Source organism: Aeromicrobium sp. (assembly GCF_050700635.1).
Lineage (GTDB): Bacteria > Actinomycetota > Actinomycetes > Propionibacteriales > Nocardioidaceae > Aeromicrobium.
Map to the genome: position 1 here is coordinate 1 of NZ_JBOHDT010000128.1, position 20,846 is coordinate 20,846.

The 20,846-nt window shown below is 69.0% G+C and carries 19 protein-coding genes; 4 read left to right on the plus strand and 15 right to left on the minus strand.

Translation table 11 applies throughout. The features are described 5' to 3' along the window. Nucleotides 1-42: 42 nt before the first annotated feature. The 9 genes from ACRDPN_RS10160 to nagA form a co-directional block, all read right to left on the minus strand. Nucleotides 43-1,308, minus strand: a complete 1,266-nt coding sequence (locus ACRDPN_RS10160) for an ammonium transporter (protein WP_431447332.1) — start codon at nucleotides 1,306-1,308, stop codon at nucleotides 43-45. A gap of 161 nt (nucleotides 1,309-1,469) precedes the next feature. Continuing rightward, nucleotides 1,470-2,606 (minus strand): signal recognition particle-docking protein FtsY, encoded by a 1,137-nt coding sequence (gene ftsY / locus ACRDPN_RS10165; protein ID WP_431447333.1) that lies wholly within the window; start codon nucleotides 2,604-2,606, stop codon nucleotides 1,470-1,472. 9 nt (nucleotides 2,607-2,615) lie between these two features. Then, on the minus strand, nucleotides 2,616-3,041 hold the full coding sequence (locus ACRDPN_RS10170) for an acyl-CoA thioesterase (RefSeq protein WP_431447334.1): 426 nt from the start codon (nucleotides 3,039-3,041) through the stop codon (nucleotides 2,616-2,618). Next, nucleotides 3,038-6,616 (minus strand): chromosome segregation protein SMC, encoded by a 3,579-nt coding sequence (gene smc / locus ACRDPN_RS10175; protein WP_431447335.1) that lies wholly within the window; start codon nucleotides 6,614-6,616, stop codon nucleotides 3,038-3,040. The genes ACRDPN_RS10170 and smc overlap by 4 nt, the downstream gene beginning before the upstream one ends. Nucleotides 6,617-6,797: 181 nt before the next feature. Beyond that, the gene (locus ACRDPN_RS10180) at nucleotides 6,798-6,998 is read right to left on the minus strand and encodes a hypothetical protein (protein ID WP_431447336.1); all 201 of its coding nucleotides are present in this window, start codon (nucleotides 6,996-6,998) and stop codon (nucleotides 6,798-6,800) included. Between the two features lie 94 nt (nucleotides 6,999-7,092). Next, a complete protein-coding gene (locus ACRDPN_RS10185; RefSeq protein WP_431447350.1) occupies nucleotides 7,093-7,533 on the minus strand; it encodes a PTS sugar transporter subunit IIA in 441 nt (146 codons plus the stop codon). A 5-nt stretch (nucleotides 7,534-7,538) separates the two neighbouring features. Then, nucleotides 7,539-7,778: a glucose PTS transporter subunit EIIB gene (locus ACRDPN_RS10190; RefSeq protein ID WP_431447337.1), complete on the minus strand. Its 240-nt coding sequence runs from the start codon at nucleotides 7,776-7,778 to the stop codon at nucleotides 7,539-7,541. Further along, nucleotides 7,775-8,845, minus strand: coding sequence for an SIS domain-containing protein (locus ACRDPN_RS10195; RefSeq protein ID WP_431447338.1), 1,071 nt, complete (start codon nucleotides 8,843-8,845; stop codon nucleotides 7,775-7,777). The genes ACRDPN_RS10190 and ACRDPN_RS10195 overlap by 4 nt, the downstream gene beginning before the upstream one ends. Further along, entirely contained in the window at nucleotides 8,842-10,023 is a 1,182-nt protein-coding gene (gene nagA, locus ACRDPN_RS10200) for an N-acetylglucosamine-6-phosphate deacetylase (RefSeq protein ID WP_431447339.1), read from the minus strand. Before nagA ends, ACRDPN_RS10195 begins: the two co-directional genes overlap by 4 nt. Nucleotides 10,024-10,137: 114 nt before the next feature. Between nagA and ACRDPN_RS10205 the strand changes: the two genes are divergently transcribed. The 4 genes from ACRDPN_RS10205 to ACRDPN_RS10220 are packed head-to-tail and all read left to right on the plus strand — an operon-like array spanning nucleotide 10,138 to nucleotide 14,073. Continuing rightward, nucleotides 10,138-10,863, plus strand: coding sequence for a GntR family transcriptional regulator (locus ACRDPN_RS10205; RefSeq protein ID WP_431447340.1), 726 nt, complete (start codon nucleotides 10,138-10,140; stop codon nucleotides 10,861-10,863). 14 nt (nucleotides 10,864-10,877) lie between these two features. Beyond that, on the plus strand, nucleotides 10,878-12,209 hold the full coding sequence (locus ACRDPN_RS10210; protein WP_431447341.1) for a PTS transporter subunit EIIC: 1,332 nt from the start codon (nucleotides 10,878-10,880) through the stop codon (nucleotides 12,207-12,209). Between the two features lie 30 nt (nucleotides 12,210-12,239). Further along, on the plus strand, nucleotides 12,240-12,743 hold the full coding sequence (locus ACRDPN_RS10215) for a PH domain-containing protein (protein WP_431447342.1): 504 nt from the start codon (nucleotides 12,240-12,242) through the stop codon (nucleotides 12,741-12,743). After that, nucleotides 12,730-14,073 (plus strand): PH domain-containing protein, encoded by a 1,344-nt coding sequence (locus ACRDPN_RS10220; RefSeq protein ID WP_431447343.1) that lies wholly within the window; start codon nucleotides 12,730-12,732, stop codon nucleotides 14,071-14,073. Before ACRDPN_RS10215 ends, ACRDPN_RS10220 begins: the two co-directional genes overlap by 14 nt. A 7-nt stretch (nucleotides 14,074-14,080) precedes the next feature. Here the strand turns inward: ACRDPN_RS10220 and ACRDPN_RS10225 are convergent, their stop codons facing one another. The 6 genes from ACRDPN_RS10225 to ACRDPN_RS10250 form a co-directional block, all read right to left on the minus strand. Continuing rightward, nucleotides 14,081-14,911, minus strand: coding sequence for a F510_1955 family glycosylhydrolase (locus tag ACRDPN_RS10225; protein ID WP_431447344.1), 831 nt, complete (start codon nucleotides 14,909-14,911; stop codon nucleotides 14,081-14,083). A 39-nt stretch (nucleotides 14,912-14,950) separates the two neighbouring features. After that, nucleotides 14,951-16,087: a tRNA dihydrouridine synthase DusB gene (gene dusB, locus ACRDPN_RS10230; protein ID WP_431447345.1), complete on the minus strand. Its 1,137-nt coding sequence runs from the start codon at nucleotides 16,085-16,087 to the stop codon at nucleotides 14,951-14,953. Between the two features lie 35 nt (nucleotides 16,088-16,122). Beyond that, entirely contained in the window at nucleotides 16,123-16,479 is a 357-nt protein-coding gene (locus tag ACRDPN_RS10235) for a VOC family protein (protein ID WP_431447346.1), read from the minus strand. 15 nt (nucleotides 16,480-16,494) lie between these two features. After that, nucleotides 16,495-18,456, minus strand: coding sequence for an acyl-CoA dehydrogenase family protein (locus ACRDPN_RS10240; protein WP_431447347.1), 1,962 nt, complete (start codon nucleotides 18,454-18,456; stop codon nucleotides 16,495-16,497). Nucleotides 18,457-18,537: 81 nt separating this feature from the next. Beyond that, nucleotides 18,538-19,125, minus strand: coding sequence for a hypothetical protein (locus ACRDPN_RS10245; RefSeq protein WP_431447348.1), 588 nt, complete (start codon nucleotides 19,123-19,125; stop codon nucleotides 18,538-18,540). A gap of 25 nt (nucleotides 19,126-19,150) precedes the next feature. Further along, a complete protein-coding gene (locus ACRDPN_RS10250; protein ID WP_431447349.1) occupies nucleotides 19,151-20,533 on the minus strand; it encodes a glycine--tRNA ligase in 1,383 nt (460 codons plus the stop codon). Between the last annotated feature and the right edge of the window lie 313 nt (nucleotides 20,534-20,846).

Below are 20,846 nucleotides of genomic sequence, written 5' to 3' on the forward strand. Positions count from 1 at the left end.
TCCCACTTGTGCGGCTTGATGACCGCTGTCACGAGCTTCATCTCAGACTCCCGTCTTCATGGTGGATCCGCCGGAACCGGCGTAGTCGTACGCGGTCTCGAGGTGCTCGGCCTGGTCGATGCCGGAGACCTCGGTCTCCTCGTCGACCCGGAACCCGATGGTCACGTCGATCAGCTTGCCGATGACGTACGTGAGGACGAACGAGTAGCCGAGGACCGCGAAGGCCGCGACGGCCTGCTTGCCCAGCTGGCCGAGGTCGCCTCCGTAGAGGAGACCGGCCGCGTCCACACCGCCGGCGTTGGTCTTCGTGGCGAGCAGGCCGATGAGGAGCGTGCCGACGAGACCACCGACGAGGTGGATGCCCACCACATCGAGCGAGTCGTCCAGCCCGAACCTGAACTTCAAGCCGACTGCCCAGGCGCAGATCGCACCCGCGACGAGACCGAGCGCGATCGAGCCGACCGGCGAGAGGGTGCCGCAGGCCGGGGTGATCGCGACCAGACCGGCCACTGCACCCGAGGCGCCGCCGAGCGACGTGCCCTTGCCTTCCTTGACGACCTCGACGACGAGCCAGCCGATGATCGCGGCCGCCGTGGCGACCGCCGTGTTCACGAAGGCGAGACCGGCGAGACCGTTCGAGCCCACGGCCGAGCCGGCGTTGAAGCCGAACCAGCCGAACCAGAGCAGTCCGGCGCCGAGCAGTACGAACGGCAGGTTGTGCGGGCGCATCGGATCGCGCTTCCAGCCGACCCGCTTGCCGAGCACCAGTGCGAGGGCGAGTCCCGCCGCACCGGCGTTGATGTGCACCGCCGTACCGCCAGCGAAGTCGAAGGCCTCCAGCTTGGTGGCGATCCAGCCACCGTTGTCGCCGAAGTCGAACACCCAGTGCGCGACCGGGAAGTAGACGAGCGTCATCCAGATGACGACGAAGACCGACCAGGCCGAGAACTTGGCGCGATCGGCGATGGCGCCGCTGATCAGCGCGACGGTGATGATCGCGAACATCAGCTGGAAGGCGACGAACACGTACTCAGGCAGAGTTCCGTAGGCCGTCTCAGCGGTGATGTTGTTGAGGCCGAGGCGCTCGAAGCCGCCCAGCCAGCGGTTGCCGCCCGGGCTGAACGAGAAGGAGTAGCCGTAGAGCACCCACAGCACCGGCACGATGGCCAGAGCGATGAAGCTCATCATCATCATGTTGAGCACGCTCTTGGCGCGCACCATGCCTCCGTAGAAGAACGCGAGACCTGGCGTCATGAGCAGGACCAGAGCCGAGCTGGCCAAGATCCATGCAGTATCGCCGGTATCCATGAAACCTCCGGTTTTCGAGAGCTGAGGCGCAGTACTCCTCGGATGGGGGGTCGCGCCGCTTCGGAGATCACACTGGTGCGGGCGGGTTTCGGTTCCGGCTCTCGAATGTTGCAGTCGCGTCACGAATGCGGACCACAGGTAAACAGCGTGTTACACGCCGCTCAGGCCAGAAGCGCGTCGACGAACTCCTCGGCGTCGAAGGGGGCGAGGTCGTCGGCCCCTTCGCCGAGCCCGACGAACTTCACCGGCACGCCGAGCTCGCGCTGCACGGCAACGACGATGCCGCCCTTGGCGGTGCCGTCGAGCTTGGTGAGGACGATGCCCGTGACGTCGACGACCTCGCCGAAGACCCGCGCCTGGGTGAGGCCGTTCTGGCCGGTGGTGGCGTCGATGACGAGCAGCACCTCGGTGACAGGCGCCTGCTTCTCGATGACCCGTTTGACCTTGCCGAGCTCGTCCATCAGCCCGGCCTTCGTGTGCAGGCGACCGGCGGTGTCGACCAGCACGACGTCGGTGCCGTCGGCGATCCCCCGTTGGACGGCCTCGAAGCCGACGCTGGCCGGGTCGCCGCCCTCCGGACCGCGGACGGTGTGGACGCCGACCCGTTCACCCCACGTCTGTAGCTGGTCGGCGGCGGCCGCGCGGAACGTGTCCGCGGCGCCGAGCACGACGGTCCGGCCGTCGGCGACGAGAACGCGGGCCAGTCGCCCGACTGTGGTGGTCTTTCCGGTGCCGTTCACGCCCACGACGAGCACCACACCAGGCTTGCCGTCGCTGCCTACGGACGCCATCGTGCGGTCCAGCTCGGGACCGACGAGACCGACGAGCTCATCGCGGAGCACGACCTTGGCCTGCTCGGGGTCGTCGATGCCTTCGACCCGGACACGGGTGCGAAGCGCCTCCACGAGCTCGGTGGTGGGTCCGACGCCCACGTCGGCGGCGAGCAGGGTGTCCTCGAGCTCCTCCCACGCGGCGTCGTCGAGGTCAGCACGGCCGAGGACCGCGAGCAGGCCCTTGCCCAGCGATCCCTGCGAACGGGCCAGGCGGGAACGCAGGCGGACCAGACGACCTTGCACGGCCTCGGGACGCTCGATCGTCGTGGTCGGCGCAGCCGCATCCGACTCATCCTCCAGGTGCGGCTCCGGATGCTCCGGGTGCTCGATCTCCTCCTCGGTGATCGCATCGAGGACGTCGGTCGGGGGCACCTCGCGGCGGCCACGGGCCACGACGAACGCGATACCACCGCCCAGGAAGATGACGGCAACGGCGATGGAGATGGAGATGATCAGCAGGCTCACGCGTCCACCCTATGCAGGGTCGGCGGTGAGCGGTTCGAGCACGGTGCGGATGACGTCGGGGATCGGCGTGACCGCCCGATCGGTGCCGGAGACGTACACGTGCACAAAGCGGCCGACGGCGGCCGGTTCGTCGTCGTCACCCTGGAACAGCGCGATCTCGTAGACGACGCTCGACGTGCCGAGCTTGGTGACCTTGAGGCCGACCTCGACGTCGCCGGGGAACCGCAGCTCCCGCATGAACTGGCAACCGGTCTCGGCGACGATGCCGTAGGTGTCGAGCTGTCGGATGTCGAGGCCCGTGGTGTCGATCAGGTAGCCGTTCACGGCGGTGTCGAAGAAGGAGTAGTAGACGACGTTGTTGATGTGCCCGTACACGTCCTCGTCCTCCCAGCGGGTCGTGATCGTGTAGGTCGCCGGGTAGTGGGAGAGGGTCACGCGCTCGCGTCCTCACGCAGCCGCTGGCTGATGACGGCGGACATGCCGTCGCCACGCATGGAGACCCCGTAGAGGGCGTCGGCGACCTCCATCGTGCGCTTCTGGTGGGTGATGATGACGAGCTGGGAGTTGTCGCGCAGCTCCTCGTAGATCTCCAGCAGACGTCCGAGGTTGGTGTCGTCGAGCGCTGCCTCGACCTCGTCGAGGATGTAGAACGGGCTGGGCCGGGCCTTGAACAGCGCGACCAGGAACGTGACCGCCACGAGGGCCCGTTCGCCGCCGGACAGCAGCGACAACCGCTTGACCTTCTTGCCGGGAGGCCGGGCCTCAACATCGATGCCGGTGGTGAGCATGTTCTGCGGATCGGTGAGGATCAGGCGACCCTCGCCGCCCGGGAAGAGGCGCGAGAAGAGGTCCTCGAACTCGGCGGCGACGTCGTACCACGCCTCGGTGAAGACCTCTTCGACCCTGGCGTCGACGTCGTCGACGATCTCGAGGAGGTCCTGCCGGGTCTTGCGCAGGTCGTCGAGCTGTTCAGAGAGGAACTGGTGGCGTTCCTCGAGCGCGGTGAATTCCTCCAGCGCGAGCGGGTTCACCTTGCCGAGCATCGCGAGCGAGCGTTCGGCGGAGCGGAGCCGCTTCGTCTGCTCGTCCCGGTCATAAGGCTTTGGCTCGGGAGCCTGCGGAGTCTCGACGTCATCCTCGGCCTGGACCTCGACGGGAGGGACGAGCTGGTCGGGTCCGTACTCGGCGACCAGGGCATCGACCTCGAGACCGAGCTCCTCCAGGGCTCGCGCCTCCAGCGCCTCCATCCGCAGACGCAGCTCGGCCCGGGCCATCTCGTCCTTGTGCACGGAGTCGGTGAGTCCGCCGAGCTCGGTGGCGAGGTCGCGCAACCGGAGGCGTACCTCGCGCAGCGACTCCTCGCGTCCTGCGCGCGACGACTCGATCTCGGCGCGACGTCGGGCCGCCTGCGCGATGGACGTCTCGAGTCGAGCGAGCACAAGGTCGCCGACGGCGATGACGGCTCGCGCGGCCTCGGCCTCACGACGCTGACGCTCGCGACGCTCACGGGCACGGACGCGCTCCTCGCGCTCGGTGGCCGCGGACTCGAGCAGAGCCGTGGCCTGACCCTCCAGCGCCCGCGCACGCTCCTCGTTGGTGCGCAGGGCCAGGCGGGCTTCGGTCTCGGCGCGACGGGCCTCCGTGCCGCGTTCTGCAAGTGCCTCGAGATCAGTGGTGTCGGGCTCCTCGTCGGGCGCCGACTCAGCCCGCTCGAGCCGGTCCTCGAGCTCGGCCAGGCCGGACAGGTCACGGTCATGGGCCGCCTGCGCCTCGCTGATCGTCGCGGACAGACGCTCCGACTCACCGCGCGCCGCGCGAGCCGTGGAGCCGAGGTGGCCGAGATTTTCGGCGACGGCCGCCATCTCGGCGTCCGACTCGTGCAGCCGCCCGAGTGCGGCCTCAACTCGTTCGTGCGCGTCGGCGCGCGCCGTCTCGGCACGCTGCTGCTCAAAGCGCAGTGACTCGACGGCGTGGGCCGCGTCGGCGAGATCACCGTCGGCCTGCTCGATGGCGGCCCTGACCTCGATGAGGCTCGTCGTCGACACCGATCCACCGGCGGCGAAGTGCGCCCCCAGGACGTCGCCCTCGCGAGTGACCGCGGTGACGTCGGAGGCCTGGGCGACCAGGAGCCGTGCCTGCTCGATGTCATCGACGACGGCGACCTTGAACAGCATCCTCCGCAGGGCGCCGTGCAGGGACGCCGGTCCGTCGACGACGTCGATCGCGTAGGTGGCGAAGTCGGGGAGCCCGGGCCAGTCGGAGTCGTCGACATCGTGGCCCGCATCGACATCGGCGGAACCGAGCAGGAGACCGGCCCGCCCGAGGTCCTCGGACTTGAGCTTCTGCATGGCCGAGACGGCGGTGTCGAGATGGTCGACGGCGACCGCGTCGGCGGCGGACCCGAGGGCGGCGGCGATGGACGTCTCGTACCCGGCCCGCACGGTCAGCAGCGCGGCGACTGAGCCGAGGAGACCGCTGAGCTCGTCGGTGGCGGCCAGCAGTGCGCCGGCGCCGTCGCGCCGAGCCGCTCCCAGCTCGAGTGCCTCCTTGCGCGCTGACAGCCCGGCCTGACGTCGCTCCGCTGCGTGGATGTCGCGGCCGAGGCCGGCGAGGCGGTCGTCGACAGCTCCCAGTGCCGACTCGGCCGACTCCAGCTCGGCGTCCAGGCCGGACTCGCTGGCGTTGAGCCCGGCGATCTCGTTCTCCTGGACGGAGAAGACGTGGTGGGCCTCCGAAGCACGACGATCAGCCTCGTCTCGGGCCGCGGTGAGACGCGCGATCTCGTCGTCCGCTGCCGCCGCTCGGCTCTTGATGGCGTTGACCTGGCCGTGCAGACGGGCCAGTCCCTCGCGCTGGTCGGCTGCTGCACGCAGCAGACCGGCGATACGTCGTTCCTCGGTGTTGTGCGCGGCCTCGGCGTCGTTGCGGAGCTTGACCTTCTGCTCCAGGGATGCGGCGGCCTCGCCGACCGAGGCGGCCATGCGGTCGTGCTCCTCCTGGACGCGCCGGGCCTCGGCCTCGAGCTCCTCGGGGTCACGTCCGAGGCGTCGTTCGTCGCCCTCGACGCTGGCCAGTCGGATCCGCTCGGTGGCCAGCCCCGCGGTGCCACGCAGGCGCTCGCGCAGGCTCGAGAGCCCGTACCAGGTCTCCTGGGCGGCGGAGAGCCGCGGCGAGTCGGTACTGAGCTGCTCCTCGAGGTCGGTCTCGGCGGCACGTGCCGCGGCGACCGCCTGCTCGACCGCCGCGCGGCGCTCCTTGAGCGAGGTCTCGTCGGCGAGCTCCTCGGCGATGACCGAGCGCGCGGCGACGACGTCGTCGGCGAGGAGTCGTGCACGCGCGTCGCGGGCGTCGGCCTGGATGACGGAGGCCCTGCGGGCGACCTCGGCCTGTCGGCCGAGTGGTTTGAGCTGGCGGCGCAGCTCGGTGAGAACGTCCTGGAGTCGGGTGAGGTTGCCCTGCGTGGCGTCGAGCTTGCGCAGTGCCTTTTCCTTGCGCTTGCGGTGCTTGAGGACGCCGGCGGCCTCCTCGATGAAACCGCGGCGTTCTTCCGGCGTAGCTCGCAGGATGGAGTCGAGCTGGCCCTGCCCGACGATGACGTGCATCTCGCGACCGATGCCGGAGTCGCTCAGCAGCTCCTGGACGTCGAGCAGACGGCACGACGTGCCGTTGATGGCGTACTCCGAACCGCCGTTGCGGAACATCGTGCGCGAGATCGTGACCTCAGAGTACTCGATGGGCAGAGCGCCATCGGCGTTGTCGATGGTGAGGACGACCTCGGCCCGGCCGAGAGGCGGACGACCGGCGGTACCGGCGAAGATGACGTCCTCCATCTTGCCGCCACGCAAGGACTTGGCACCCTGCTCACCCATGACCCACGACAAGGCGTCGACGACGTTGGACTTGCCGGACCCGTTCGGCCCGACGACGCAGGTGATGCCGGGCTCGAGCTGGAGGGTCGTGGAGGAGGCGAACGACTTGAACCCACGGAGCGTGAGGCTCTTGAGGTACACCTAGATCTCCTCGACGACGGCAACAGGAATGCCTCCAGTCACCCTAGAGGACGGCGTGGCCGATCTTGCGGAGGTGCCGCTGCACGGTGAATCGGCCGTCGTGCCCTTCCGCAGGCTCAGGAACCGCCTGTCGAGTCGGTCCTGGCGACAAGCTCAGGACCGGTGTTGCGGTCGATCCGGGTCAGTGGGCGAGAGGTTCGAGGAGACTGTCGGCCGTGACGTGGTCGACGCGCTCAGAGAGGGTCTTCAGCAGACCGTCGTTCTCGATCTTCAGGCGAAGCACCTCCGACTCGAGGTCGGTGATGCGCTGACGCAGACGGGCCGTCTCACGGAGCTGGTCGGGGGTGGGACCTCCGACGAAACCAATGAGAGCCTTGGCCATGGATGTCCTCCGGTACACGGTGGGGAGTTGCAGTGACGACTGCGTCTCCCAGTGTCCCACCGGCGACGTCGTCGGGTCAACACCGATTTGTGCGTCAGAAGAGCCGATCACCGACGTCGACGCTACTGCCGACCACCGAGGTCGAGACGGTGTCGGCCGCGGTGTCCATGACCACGACCGGCACGATCGGGGATCGTCCACTGGTCTCGACCGCGGCCGGGTCCCAGCGCACCACCGGATCTCCGGCAGCGACCTCGTCGCCCTCGGACGCGAGCAGGTCGAAACCCTTTCCATCGAGCTGCACGGTGTCGATGCCCAGGTGCACCAGCACGCCCTTGCCGGACGCCGTCAGCACGATGAACGCGTGCGGGTGCAGCTTGAGGAGGCGACCCGCGACCGGCGCTACGGCGGTTCCCGGCGCGCGATCGGGATCGATTGCGACGCCGGAGCCGACGACCTGCTGTGCGAAGACCGGGTCGGGGACGTCGGCCAGGCCGACCACACGTCCCGGCACCGGCGCGACCACGTCGGGCAGGTCCGTCACTCCATGTCCTCGATGTCGCTGGCAATCGTGTCGGCCTCAGGACCGACGACGACCTGCACGACGTTGCCCGACACCACGACGCCGTAGGCGCCGGCCGCCTTGAGCGCGGCCTGGTCGACGAGCGACGGGTCCTCGACCTCGGTACGGAGCCGGGTGATGCAAGGCTCGACCTCGACGATGTTGCCGAGTCCGCCGAGCCCGTCGACGATCTGCTGTGCCTTGTCCGGCTTGCTCATGTGTCCTCCTGGGTGGGGATGTCGGTGCGGGTGATCTTGGAGAGCCCGCGGGGCTCGTCGGGATCGAGCCCGAGGTGGCGGGCGAGTCGCTCGATGACGATCTGCATGGGCACGACGGCCACGAGCGGGGCGAGCCGTTCGGTGACGTCGAGTGGGCCGGTGCCGAGGTCGCACGCGGCGGCGAGCTCGGGCGATCCGCCCACGGCCACGGTGATGGCGCCGCGCGTACGAAGGTCGTCGGCCAGCTCGATCATGGCGTCGTGCACAGGCCCGTCGGCGGCCCCGACGAGGACGGCGGTGACGCCTTCCTGGACGGCAGAGATGGGGCCGTGGCGCAGGTCGGCGTAGGAGTATCCGCGCACCGGACGCGCACAGGTCTCCTCGAGCTTGAGGGCGACCTCGAGCGCGGTTCCCATCATGAGACCGCGGCCGGTAACGATGCTGGCGCCTCGGGAGAGCTGCTCGACGACCGGGTCGAGACGATCCGCGTCGGCCAGGACGGCGGCGACCCGATCGGGTACGTCAACCAGGGCGGCGTCGAGGGCCGCGTCGTCGGGCCCGAGAGCGGTACCCAGGACCGTCATGGCGGCGACCTGGGTGAGATAGCTCTTCGTGGCCGGCACCGCGAGCTCGGTGCCGGCGTTGGTCGTCAGCGCGAGGTCGGCCGAGGTCGCGAGCTCCGAGCCCGCGTCGTTGGTGACAGCCACGGTGAGGGCGCCACAGCTGCGCGCCCATGCGAGGGTCTCGACGATCTCGCTCGTGCGTCCCGACTGGGAGACGCCGACGACGACGGCGTCGGACAGGTCGAGGCGGCCGCGATAGTGCGTGGCCACACTGGGCGACACGAGACCGCCCAGGACACCCGCATGCGTCTCGAGCAGGTAGCGGCCGTAGATCGCGGCGTTGTCGCTCGAGCCCCGGGCGGCGAACAGGACGCTGCGCCGGCCGGCAAGACGGTCGCGGATCTCGCCGCGGCGTGGGAGCAGTGCGTCGAGCGTCGCGCGCAGGGCCTCCGGCTGCTCGGCGATCTCCCGGGCCATCTGGGTCGCTGTGGTCTCGGTGGTCACAGAGCCATCTCCTCACGGACGTTGTCCGCGTTCCAGACCAGCTCGCCACCGAGCCAGGTGGCCCGGGCACGCAGGTCGTCACTGCCGAGGAGGACGAGGTCCGCGAGCGCGCCGGGCTCGAGCCGTCCGCGATCGGAGCAGCCCAGCGCATCAGCTGGGGTTCGGGTGGCGGCGCGGACGACGTCGACGAGATCGACGCCCGCGGCTGACGCATGTCCGAGGCAGGCGTCGAGCGGGACGTCCGCGCCGGCGATCGTGCCATCCGCGCGTAGTGGCGGCCTGCCGGCCGAGACGACGATCTCCTGACCCCCCAGCATCGATGTGCCCGGTGGCATGCCGAGCGCGGCGACGGCGTCGGTGACGAGCATGACGCGCTTCGGCGCCGCCGAGAACGCCAGCCGGATGGCGGTCGGTTCGACGTGGTAACCGTCGGAGATGAGGCCGAGGGTGAGCCGTGAGTCCGTGAGAGCCGCACCCACCACCCCGGGATCACGGTGGTGCAGCGGGCGCTGCGCGTTGTAGAGGTGGGTGACCATCGATGCGCCGGCATCGGCCGCAGCACGCACCGCGGCGTCATCGGCGTCGCTGTGCCCGATCGAGACCCGCACTCCCGCGGCGATGAGATCGACGATGGCCTGGACGGCTCCGGCGCGTTCAGGCGCGAGGGTGACGTACGAGATCCGGTCGGCGATGGCGAGCAGCGGCGCCAGTGCCTGCGGCGTCGGGTCGATGAGGCACTCCTCGCGATGCGCGCCCCGGCGGCGAGGCGACAGGAACGGTCCCTCGACGTGGGCGGGCAGCATTCGCGTGGCCCGGCCCCTCTCGTTGCTGGCGACGCGCGCCTGGTCGTAGCGCCACACCTGAGCCACGAGCTCGTCGACGGGAGAGGTGATGAACGTCGGCACCATCGAGGTGACGCCGGTGGAGAGCATCAGCTCGGCCGTCCGCCGCACCTCAGCCGTGCCCGCCTCTGCGAAGTCGACCGCGAACGCGCCGTTGATCTGGGCGTCGATGAGGCCCGGAGCGAGCACGCCGTCGAGCTCTACGTCGGCCGGTCGGGGCGGTGCGCCGCGGCCGGCGCCGGCGATGCGGCCGTCCCGGACCTGCACCCAACCCGGGCCGTTGCCGTCGTCGGGCAGGCCGACGACCTGGCGAGCGCGAATGACGGTCTCGCTCATGCGGCGCTCTCCTTCCGGGCGGTCAGGAGGGTTGACACGGCTGGAACAGCGGTGCATCCTCACTGGTACGTACCGGAGCGTACCAGCGCTCAGACGGCGCGTCGAGAGGGTGACATGCTGGTCGACGGACCCGTCCCGAAGCACGTGCAGCTGCGCCAGGCGCTGCTCGCGGCGATCGAGGACGAGCTCTCCCCCGGCGCGATGATCCCGTCCGAGCGCGAGCTGATGGTCCACCACGGCGTCAGCCGGGCGACGGTTCGGGCCGCGATCTCCGGCCTCGTCTCCGATGGACGCCTGGCGAAGATCCCGGGGAAGGGAACGGTCGTCACGCGCCCGCGCGTCGAGAGCCAGCTGCACCTCGCGTCCTTCACCCAGGACATGCGCCGCCGCGGACACCGCCCCACGACGCGGCTGATCTCCTGCGCGACCGAGCCGGCCGACGAGATCGTGGCGAAGGGTCTCGACCTCGCGCCCGCCGCGTCCGTGTGGAGGATCGAGCGCCTCCGCCTCGCCGACGACGAACCGATGGCGGCGGAGACGAGCTGGTACCCCGAGTCCCACTTCCCCGACCTCGGCGCCGAGAACCTCGAGTCGTCGCTCTACGCGATTCTCGAGAGCAGCTACGGCGTCGTCATCACCGGCGCCGAGCAGACCGTCTGGACCGAGCGTGCCGACCGCGCCCACGCCCGGCTCCTCGACACACCCGCCGGCGCGCCCCTGTTCGTGTTCGACCGCGTCGCCTCCTCCTCGGAACGGCCGGTCGAGCGCACCGTGAGCCGCTATCGCGGTGATCGGTACCAGCTGTCGATGAGCCTGCGCCGTGGGCCGTCGATGCATTGACACACCACCAACCCATGAGGGAGAACACGATGACCACGACCGCATCGACCGGACGCAGAGGCCTGCCTGGTCTCGCGACGGTCCAGAAGTTCGGCCGCAGCCTGATGCTGCCGATCGCGGCTCTGCCCGCTGCCGCGCTGCTGCTGAGACTCGGCCAGCCCGACCTGCTCGGAGCCGACGGTCTCGGCTGGGAGAAGGTCGCCGCCGTCATCGGCGCTGCGGGCGGCGCGCTGTTCACCAGCCTGCCGCTCCTGTTCGCCGTCGGTGTCGCGATCGGCATGGCCAAGAAGGCCGACGGATCGACGGCTCTGGCCGCCGTCGTCGGCTATCTCGTGTTCAAGAACGTCGGCGACGCCATGAGCCCGTTCGTCCTCGACCCACCGGCGGAAGGCGCCGAGCAGGAGCTCATCAACTACGGCGTGCTCGGCGGCATCGTCATCGGTGTCGTCTCGGGCCTGCTGTGGCAGCGGTACTACCGCATCAAGCTGCCCGACTACCTGGCGTTCTTCGGCGGCCGTCGCTTCGTGCCCATGATCACCGCCGTCGCGGCGATCATCCTCGCCGTGCTGATGGGCCTCGTCTACCCCGCATTCGACGCCGGCCTGACCAACCTGTCCGACTGGATCGCCGCTAACAGCGTCATCGGCGGCTTCGTGTACGGAACGGCCAACCGGCTGCTGATCCCGCTCGGCCTGCACCACATCCTCAACTCGGGGCCGTGGTTCCTGTTCGGCGAGTTCAAGAACGCGGCCGGCGAGACCGTCACCGGCGACATCCCGCGGTTCCTCGCGGGCGACCCAACGGCCGGCGACTTCATGACCGGGTTCTTCCCGATCATGATGTTCGCGCTCCCCGCCGCCGCGCTGGCGATCTGGCACGAGGCGCGGCCCGCGCACAAGAAGGCCGTCGGCGGCATCATGATCGGCGCCGCCCTGACGAGCTTCCTGACCGGCGTCACCGAGCCGCTCGAGTTCTCGTTCATGTTCGTCGCGTTCCCGCTGTACGTCCTTCACGCGTTGCTCACCGGGACGTCGATCGCCTTGACCAACGCACTCGACATCCACCACGGATTCGGGTTCTCCGCCGGGATGTTCGACTTCATCCTCAACTGGAACATCGCCACGAAGCCGGAGCTGCTGATCGTGATCGGGCTGATCTACGCGGTCGTCTACTACTTCCTGTTCCGGGCCGTCATCCGCTGGTGGAACCTCAGGACACCGGGACGCGAGGACGAGGACGACGACAATAACGCCATGACCATGCTGATCGACCAGGACATGAGCACTGGCACGAGTCAGGACACCGGAGGGCGCAAGGGCGCGGACACCACTCCGTCGTCCGGCTGAGGGTCCCGGCGCGCGGGTAGGGTCGAGCAGGTGACGTCAGACCTGTTCGCCCCGCCCGGCGCGCCGTGGCAGCGAGTCTCACCCGCGCTCACGAAGGTCCGTCGCATCCTGCGTATCCCGCTGCTGGTGCTGGTCGCTGTCGTCACCGCGACGCTGGCAATCACGCGGGCCGGGCCAGGGTGGCTGACACCCCTGGTCGCCGTCGTCGCGGTCGGTGCGCTTGCCCTTGCAGCGTGGACCTGGTTCTGGGCGGCACGCAACACCGCGAGCTGGGGGTACGCGGAGGACGAGCAGGACCTGCTGGTCACCGGCGGCGTCATGTTCCGGCGCCTCGTCGCGGTGCCTTACGGGCGCATGCAGTTCGTCGACGTGCAGGCGGGTCCGATCGACCGGGCGTTCGGCATCGCCAGCGTCACGCTGCACACCGCGAGCACCGAGACCGCTGCCACGATCCCCGGCCTGCCGGCCGACGAGGCCACCCGGCTGCGCAACCGCCTCACCGAGCTCGGGGAGTCGCACGGTGCCGGACTCTGAGCCTCTGACCGACCAGGACGAGACCGAGCGGGCGGAGGTCGTCGGTAGTCGCACTCACCCGTTGACCGGGCTCGTCCAGGGTGCCCTGTGGGCCGGCGCGGCGGTTTTTGCGCTGCTGGTGCAGATGTTCACTGGCAACGACGGCGAGGGGCCGCCGCTCTGGATCGAGGCGCTGCTCCGGGTGGGCGGCGGACTGGTGGTCGGTGTCGCGTTCGGCTACCTGTCGTGGTGGTTCACGCGGTTCGTCATCGACGGCACCGAGCTGCGCATCAACAGCGGCGTCCTGCAGAAGCAGTCACGACGCATCCCGTACGAGCGCATCCAGAGCGTCGACATCGCCGAGCCGCTCCTCGCACGGGTCGTCGGGCTCGCCGAGCTGCGGATCGAGATGGCCGGCGGAGGCAACTCCAGGTCCTCACTGCGATACCTACCGCTCGACGACGCCCGGACGCTCCGCCGGATCCTGCTCGGGCGGGCCCACGGTCAAGCGGTCGAGGAGCTCGCCGCCGACACGGACGGGGAGCTGGAGATCATCACGCGGGTCTCTCCGAGTCGTGTCGTGATCGGCACGCTCCTCTCGCTCGACTTCCTGCTGGCGTCGATCGGCACCGTCGCCCTGCTGGCCGCAGCGCTGTGGTTCGACCAGGTGATCGCGTTCCTCGGCGGCGTCGTGCCGCTCGCGATCTGGCTCTCCCAGATCGTCGGCAAACGCGTGCTGATGCAGTGGGACTTCACCCTCAGCCGGAGTGCCACGGGCCTGCGCATCGAGCGAGGGCTGCTCTCCCGCTCGTCGCAGAGCATCCCGTTCGCTCGGGTCCAGGGTGTTGCCGTCGAGGAGCCGTACGTCTGGCGCCGGCTGGGCTGGCAACGCCTGGAGGTCGACGTGGCCGGTTACGCCTCTCAAGGCGGTGACGACTCCTCCGACATCAGCTCGACCCTCCTGCCGATCGCGGACCCGGCATTGGCTGCCGTAGTCGTCGATCAGCTCGTGCCAGGCGCCCGTCCGACGCAGGTCGAGAAGGTCGCGGTTCCCCGGCGGGCGTGGCCGTTCGCGCCTGTCGGCTGGCGGTACCGATGGGTGGGCACCGACGACGTCGCCTTCGTCGCGCGATCCGGATGGCTCGAGCGCACCACCGATGTCGTGCCGCACGCTCGCACCCAGTCGGTCGAGCTGCGTCAGGGACCGTGGCAGCGTCGTCTCGGCCTCGCGACGGTCGAGGTGCACACTCCCAAGGGCCCCGTCGACGCCGACGGCCGCAACCTCGACGCCCACGACGCGCAGCGCATGGCCTTCGACCAGCTCTCGCGAGCGCGTCATGCCCGGACTTGAGGAGTCTTCACAGCCGTTGGAACACGGTGAAGCTTGCCCCGTCATCGGTGGAACGGTATATCGCGCTGCCTGTGGCGACGTACACGTCGGCCGTGCCATGTGCGAGGATCGCCTCCGGTTCCCCGGCCACGGCGCCGCCCTTCGACCAGGACGTCGCGCCGTCGTCGCTGACATGCACCGCGCCGTCCGGGGCGACACCGACGAGCCGGTCGGCACTGACCCAGTCGATGAAGATCAACGTCGGTGACCCGGCAACCGTCGAGAAGTTCTTGGCACCGTCGGTGCTGCGTTGCACGCCCTGCTCCGTGGTTGCGAGAATCTCGTCGGCATCGCCCGGTGACACCGCGATGTCAGCCGATGGCAAAACCGCCCTTTCGTCCCAGGACTTCTTGTCGTCACTGACCATGATCTGCCCGGTCTGGCTGTCGAACCCGTACACCTGGTCATGCTTCGCCTCCATCGCATGGAAGTCCGCCTTGCCGGACAACGACAGCGACGTCCAGGTCTCCCCGGCGTCAGTGCTCTCGATCAGGCCGAGGTTCGGCGGCTGTTCCTCGTCTCCCTCACCGGGGTGGCCACTGCCGAGGAAGTGACGGGGACCGACGACGGTGAAACCCATGAAGTCCTGCGTCCGACCGGCGACTTGCTTCGGCTCGCCCTTCCCCGTGACCTTGAAGAGCCCGTTGTGGCTGGCTGCATACAACCCGCCGTCGGCCGGATCGACACCTAGACCGTGGATGTGGGCGAGGTCCTTGGAATGGTCGAGATTGTCGGGGGCGAACTGGCAACCTGCGAGAAGGACGACCGCGACGCTCATGGTGACCAGCACACGCCTCATGCCCCGAACGCTACAGATCGCAGTCAAGCCATCTCGTCGTCAGCCGCCGCTCGTGGCGTCCTCGGCGCCGGCGGCGAGCGGGGCGATCAGCTCGCGCGAACTGAGCCATCCGTCCGGCAGCCTGACGGTCTTCGGGGTGCCCTGCCGGCCGCGCGGGGTTCCGAGCTGGTCGACCGGGTACGGCTCCGCCGGATCCAGCAACGAGAGCAGCTCGTCCAGCGCGGCGTACGACGACACCGAGCCGAGACGTGAGCGCACGACCGGCCCGGCCGCGAACCCCTTGAGGTACCACGCGACGTGCTTGCGGAACTCGACGCAGCCGCGCTCCTCGCCCAGGTGATCGCCCAACAGCTCCGCATGCCGGCGCATGACGGCTGCGACCTCGCCAAGCGCAGGTAGTGCCTGCACCCGCTCGCCCGAGAAGGCTGCCGCGAGGTCGCGGAACAGCCATGGGCGACCGAGACAGCCGCGGCCCACGATCACGCCGTCGCAGCCGGTCTCCTCGACCATGCGCAGGGTGTCGGCGGCCTCCCAGATGTCACCGTTGCCGAGCACCGGGATGTCGACCGCAGCCTTGAGCGCAGCGATGGCCTCCCAGTCGGCTCGCCCTGAGTAGTGCTGTGCGGCTGTGCGTCCGTGCAGGCCGATCGCGGCACACCCGGCATCCTGGGCGAGGCGCCCTGCTTCGAGATAGGTCAGGTGGTCGTCGTCGATGCCCTTGCGGGTCTTCATCGTGACCGGCACCCCGTACGGCTCCGCAGCATCGACGGCCGCGGTGAGGATCTCGCCGAGCAGCGTCGACTTCCAGGGCAGCGCCGCTCCCCCGCCCTTGCGCGTCACCTTGGGGACTGGACAGCCGAAGTTGAGGTCGACATGGCCGACCCCGTGCTCACCGCAGAGGATCTCGACCGCCTTGGCGATGTAGCTGGGGTCGATGCCGTAGAGCTGGACCGAGCGCACGCTCTCGTTGTCGGCGAACGTCAGCATCTGCAGGCTGGTGCGATCACCCTCGACCAATCCGCGCGAGGTGATCATCTCGCAGACGTACAGACCGGCGCCCTGCTCGGCGCAGAGCTGGCGGAAGGCGACGTTCGTGACACCCGCCATCGGCGCGAGCACGACCGGCACGGCGACCTCCAGGTCGCCGAGTCTCAGCGGGGGTGGCACGACAGCCATGGTTCCCAGTCTCGCAGGCGCCGGCCCGACCGGACTCAGGGCGGCGGTTGGTGGAGGCCGAAGTGGGAGCCTTGGTCGTCGTGGCAGATCCTGAATCGACCGAACCTGCTCTGCTGGTCCTCATCGCCTTCGACGTCGGCTTCATCGACCGTTCCACCGAGCTCGCGTACCCGGTTCACCGCCGCGTCGATGTCGTCGACGGCGAAGAACACGTACGGGCCGGCGCCCGCGTCGCCTCCGTGCATCCCTCCGGGTGTGCCGGGCGCGGTGATGACGAACCCGGCACCGGACGGACCCGGCTCGAAGCGCCATCCGAACAGCGCCTCGTAGAAGGCTCGCCCTCGCTCGACGTCTTCCACGCCGAGCTCGAAGAAGGACAACTCACCAGCCATCGTGGATCACCCGCCTCAGCGGTAGGAGCGATGGACGTTGGCGGTTTTCGACTCTCCCGGTTCCCAGGTGGCGATCCATGGCCCGGTGCCTTCCGACTGGTCGATGACCCCGGCCTCCAGCCAGGTGTATCCGCCTTCGAGGACCTTGTCGGTCAGGGCGCGGTCGACGTCGTCGGTGTTCGTCCAGAGCCGGTCGAACAGCTCCTCGACGCGGATGCGTGACTGCGCGCAGAACGCCTCGGCCAGCTCGTACGCGGCCTTGCCACGCTCCGGATCCTCCTTGCGGATCATCTCCGCGCGTGTGCAGGACGCGGCGATGGCGAACAGCTCCGCCCCGATGTTGACGATCCGGCCCAGGAACACCTGCTTGTACTCCATCTTGGCCTGCCAGCGACCCATCGCGTAGAACGTCTGCCGGGCGACCTTGCGGGACCGGCGTTCGACGTATCTCAGGTGCCTCGCGAGCGAACCGAACTCGTCGTAGGACCCCGGCACCTGACCCTTGCCCGCCACGAGCTTCGGGAGCCACTTGGCGTAGAACCCGCTCGCGCCGACGGCCGCCCTGGCCTTCGCCTTGGCGTCGGCATCGTTGTCGGCCAGCGCACCCGCGGCCTTCAGGTGGGCGTCCACGGCCTCGCGAGCGATGATCAGCTGCATGATCTCGGTGGAACCCTCGAAGATCCGGTTGATTCGCATGTCACGCACGAGCTGCTCGGCACCCACGGCGCGCTCGCCGCGAGCCGCCAGGGAGTCGGCGGTCTCGAAGCCGCGGCCACCGCGGATCTGAACCAGCTCGTCGGCGATCGTGCTGGCCATCTCACTCGACCACAGCTTGGCAAGTGCGGCCTCGATGCGGATGTCCTTCGAGCCGGCGTCGGCGAGCTCGGCGGAAAGCTCGAACACCGCCTCCAGCGCGAACGTGGTGGCGGCGAGGAAGGCGATCTTGGTGCCGACCGCCTCGTGCTTGCCCACCGGGCGGCCCCATTGGACTCGCTCGGCCGACCACTCACGAGCGATCTTGAGGGACCACTTGCCTGCCCCTGCACACATCGCGGGAATCGACAGCCGCCCGACGTTGAGCGTCGTGAGGGCGATCTTGAGTCCTTCGCCCTCCTTGCCGAGCCGGTTCTCGACCGGCACGCGGACCTGGTTGAAGCGGGTCACCCCGTTCTCGATGCCCTTGAGGCCCATGAAGTCGTTGCGATTCTCCACCGTGACACCCGGTGACGAGGTCTCGACGACGAAGGCGGAGATGCCGCCGCGACCGTTCTCATGCTTCGGCACGGTGGCCATCACGACCACGAGCTCGGCGATCACCCCGTTGGTGGTCCAGAGCTTCACCCCGTCGAGGACGTACTCCTTGCCGTCGTCGCTCAGCCGGGCCGTCGAGCCCATGCGAGCCGGGTCGGAACCGACGTCCGCCTCGGTGAGAAGGAAGGCCGTGACGGCTCCATCGGCGCAACGGGTGAGGTACTCCTGCTTCTGCTCGTCCGTGCCGAACATCTTGACCGGCTCGGGGACGCCGATCGAGTTGTGCGCCGACACGAGCGCACCCATCGACGGGTGCACCGATCCGACCAGCATCAGCGCGCGGCCGTAGTGCAGCATCGACAGGCCCAGGCCGCCGTACTCCTTCGGGATCTTCATCCCGAAGACACCGAGATCGCTGAGTCCTTTCACGTACTCGTCGGGGATCTTCGACTCGCGCTCGATCAGGAGGCCGTCGAGGCTGCGGCAGAACTCCTCCAGCTTGGAGATGAACTCGTCTCCCTCGGCCACCGCCGCTCCTTCGCCGCGTGGGTGGGGGTGGATCAGAGGCAGGTCGAACTTCCCGAGATAGAGCTCCTTGGCAAAGCTGGGCCTGGTGTACGCGATGTCGCGCGCGGCCTCGGCCAGCTCGCGCGACTCGCGCTCACTCACCTGGGCGCGTTCCGTTCCGGTCTCAGTGCTCGTTTCTGGGCGGGGATCGGTGCTCACGACGAGTTACCTCTCAGTAGGGGTACCCCCATCGTCGTCCTGACGCGGCAGAATGCAACCCCCGAACGCGACAAATCTGCGTCAAGGTTTCCAGTGAATGGCGTCGGCTTCGGTGCCGGTCCGCAGGTCGATGCTCTGCAGCTTCTCGCCTTTCGGCAGCAGGAAGATGAGGCACAGGTCCGCGTCCTTCCCCTTCAGGAAGCTCTTCGGAAGGGCGGGGTTGCGACATGGCTTGAACGTGCCGACGAGCTCGCTCGGCGGGAACACCTTGTTGGACCGGGTGTGCGCGAGCACCGGTAGGCGCACGCGGCCCAGCCCGCTCGGACCCTCGTTGAGAACGTTCAGCCGAACGTAGTACGGCGTCGACGCCTTCGCCTCGTCATCGAGCGAGAAGAAGGCGAAGTCCTTCTTGATGCTGCCCTTGTCCACCTTGTTCACCACGACGGTGATGGCGCTGGCGGCCTGCTCATCGATTTGGTAGACGACGCTGGCAGGCTTGCCGAGCTCCAGCGTGGAGCCGGCCTTCGTGATGGTGACCCCGGCCGGCACGTCGAACCCCCTGGGCACGTCGGTGCGCTCGGGTTTCTTGGCCTCGTCGGAGCCGCAGCCCGCAAGCGCCACGACGAGGAGAGCCGCGACGATGCCGGTCGCCCTGTGTGCAGCCTTCACGGCCCGATTCTCGCCCACCGTCGGATCAGCACCCTGGCAGGCGCGCCGCGAGCCACTCGCGCACCTGCGCGAGCGCGATCCGCTCCTGCTTCATGGAGTCCCGGTCGCGGATCGTGACGGCCTGGTCGTCGAGGGTGTCGAAGTCGACGGTGATGCAGAACGGCGTACCGATCTCGTCCTGACGCCGGTACCGGCGGCCGATCGCCCCGGCATCGTCGAACTCGACGTTCCAGAACCCCCGCAGCTCGGCGGCCAGGTCGCGCGCGGCGGGCGACAGCTTCTCGTTGCGTGACAGTGGCAGCACCGCTGCCTTGGCCGGCGCGAGCCGCGGGTCGAGGCGCAGCACCACGCGCTTGTCGACACCGCCCTTGGTGTTCGGCGCCTCGTCCTCGGTGTATGCATCGACGAGGAAGGCCATCATCGAGCGGTTCACGCCGGCTGCCGGCTCGATGACGTACGGGGTCCAACGATCGCCCGATGCCTGGTCGAAGTAGGTGAGATCCTGGCCGGAGTGCTCGCTGTGCGTCGACAGATCGAAGTCGGTGCGGTTGGCGACGCCCTCGAGCTCGCCCCACTCCGAGCCGGCGAACTGGAAGCGGTACTCGATGTCGACCGTGCGCTTGGAATAGTGCGACAGCTTGTCCTGCGGATGCTCGAAGAGGCGCAGGTTGTCGGGGTCGATGCCGAGATTGACGTACCAGTTCAGTCGATCCTCAATCCAATGACTGTGCCATGTCTCATCGGTACCGGGTTCGACGAAAAATTCCATCTCCATCTGCTCGAACTCGCGGGTGCGGAAGATGAAGTTGCCCGGCGTGATCTCGTTGCGGAACGACTTTCCGGTCTGCGCGATGCCGAACGGGGGCTTCTTGCGTGCCGACTGCATGACGTGCAGGAAGTTCACGAAGATGCCCTGGGCGGTCTCCGGACGCAGGTAGTGCAGGCCCTCGTCGCTCTCGACCGGGCCGAGGTACGTCTTGAGCAGCCCGTTGAACATGCGGGGCTCCGTGAACGAGCCCTTCGCCCCGCAGAAGGGGCAGTTGACGCTGGCCAGGCCGCCTTCCGGCGCGCGGCCGTGCTTGGCCTCGTAGGTCTCCTCGAGCTGGTCCGCACGGAAGCGCCGGTGGCAGGACTGGCACTCGGTCAGCGGGTCGACGAACGCGTCGACGTGGCCCGAGGCGACCCACACGTCGCGGGCGAGGATCACCGACGAGTCCAGGCCGACCACGTCGTCGCGGCCCTGAACGGTGGAGCGCCACCACTGCCGCCGGATGTTCTCCTTGAGCTCCACGCCCAGGGGGCCGTAGTCCCAGGCGGAGCGTGTGCCGCCGTAGATCTCGGACGAGGGGTACACGAAGCCCCGACGCTTGGCGAGGCTGACGAGGGCGTCGATGCGGTCGGCGGGCACGGTCGGGGCTCCATCCGGCTGGCGGCAGGCGGGGGGTTGAGGTCCCAGGCTACCGGCGTTCAGCCAGCCCTTTCCCGCGCGTCCGAGCGGATGCGGTCACCTGACGGACGCGGGTCGTCGTCCGGCGGTCACGACGAACACGCCGCGCGACCCGTGCGAGATGCCCGTGCGAGAAGATGGACGGCGAGCGAGCCTCCGCGCACGAGACGAGGAGCCCCATCCGTGGCCAGGTCACATCCCCGCCGGCAGCGCCCCGGCACGCCGAGGGGCTCGCGCCCGCCGTCCTCCGCGCGCCCGCGGAGCACTCCGGCCG

Bases quoted from the DNA above. Each gene is read 5' to 3' on its own strand.
- ACRDPN_RS10160 (WP_431447332.1), bottom strand. From the start codon at position 1,308: ATGGATACCGGCGATACTGCATGGATCTTGGCCAGCTCGGCTCTGGTC.
- ACRDPN_RS10210 (WP_431447341.1), top strand. From the start codon at position 10,878: ATGAGGGAGAACACGATGACCACGACCGCATCGACCGGACGCAGAGGC.
- nagA (WP_431447339.1), bottom strand. From the start codon at position 10,023: ATGAGCGAGACCGTCATTCGCGCTCGCCAGGTCGTCGGCCTGCCCGAC.
- ACRDPN_RS10235 (WP_431447346.1), bottom strand. From the start codon at position 16,479: ATGGCTGGTGAGTTGTCCTTCTTCGAGCTCGGCGTGGAAGACGTCGAG.
- ACRDPN_RS10225 (WP_431447344.1), bottom strand. From the start codon at position 14,911: ATGAGGCGTGTGCTGGTCACCATGAGCGTCGCGGTCGTCCTTCTCGCA.
- ACRDPN_RS10180 (WP_431447336.1), bottom strand. From the start codon at position 6,998: ATGGCCAAGGCTCTCATTGGTTTCGTCGGAGGTCCCACCCCCGACCAG.
- ACRDPN_RS10190 (WP_431447337.1), bottom strand. From the start codon at position 7,778: ATGAGCAAGCCGGACAAGGCACAGCAGATCGTCGACGGGCTCGGCGGA.
- dusB (WP_431447345.1), bottom strand. From the start codon at position 16,087: ATGGCTGTCGTGCCACCCCCGCTGAGACTCGGCGACCTGGAGGTCGCC.
- ACRDPN_RS10205 (WP_431447340.1), top strand. From the start codon at position 10,138: ATGCTGGTCGACGGACCCGTCCCGAAGCACGTGCAGCTGCGCCAGGCG.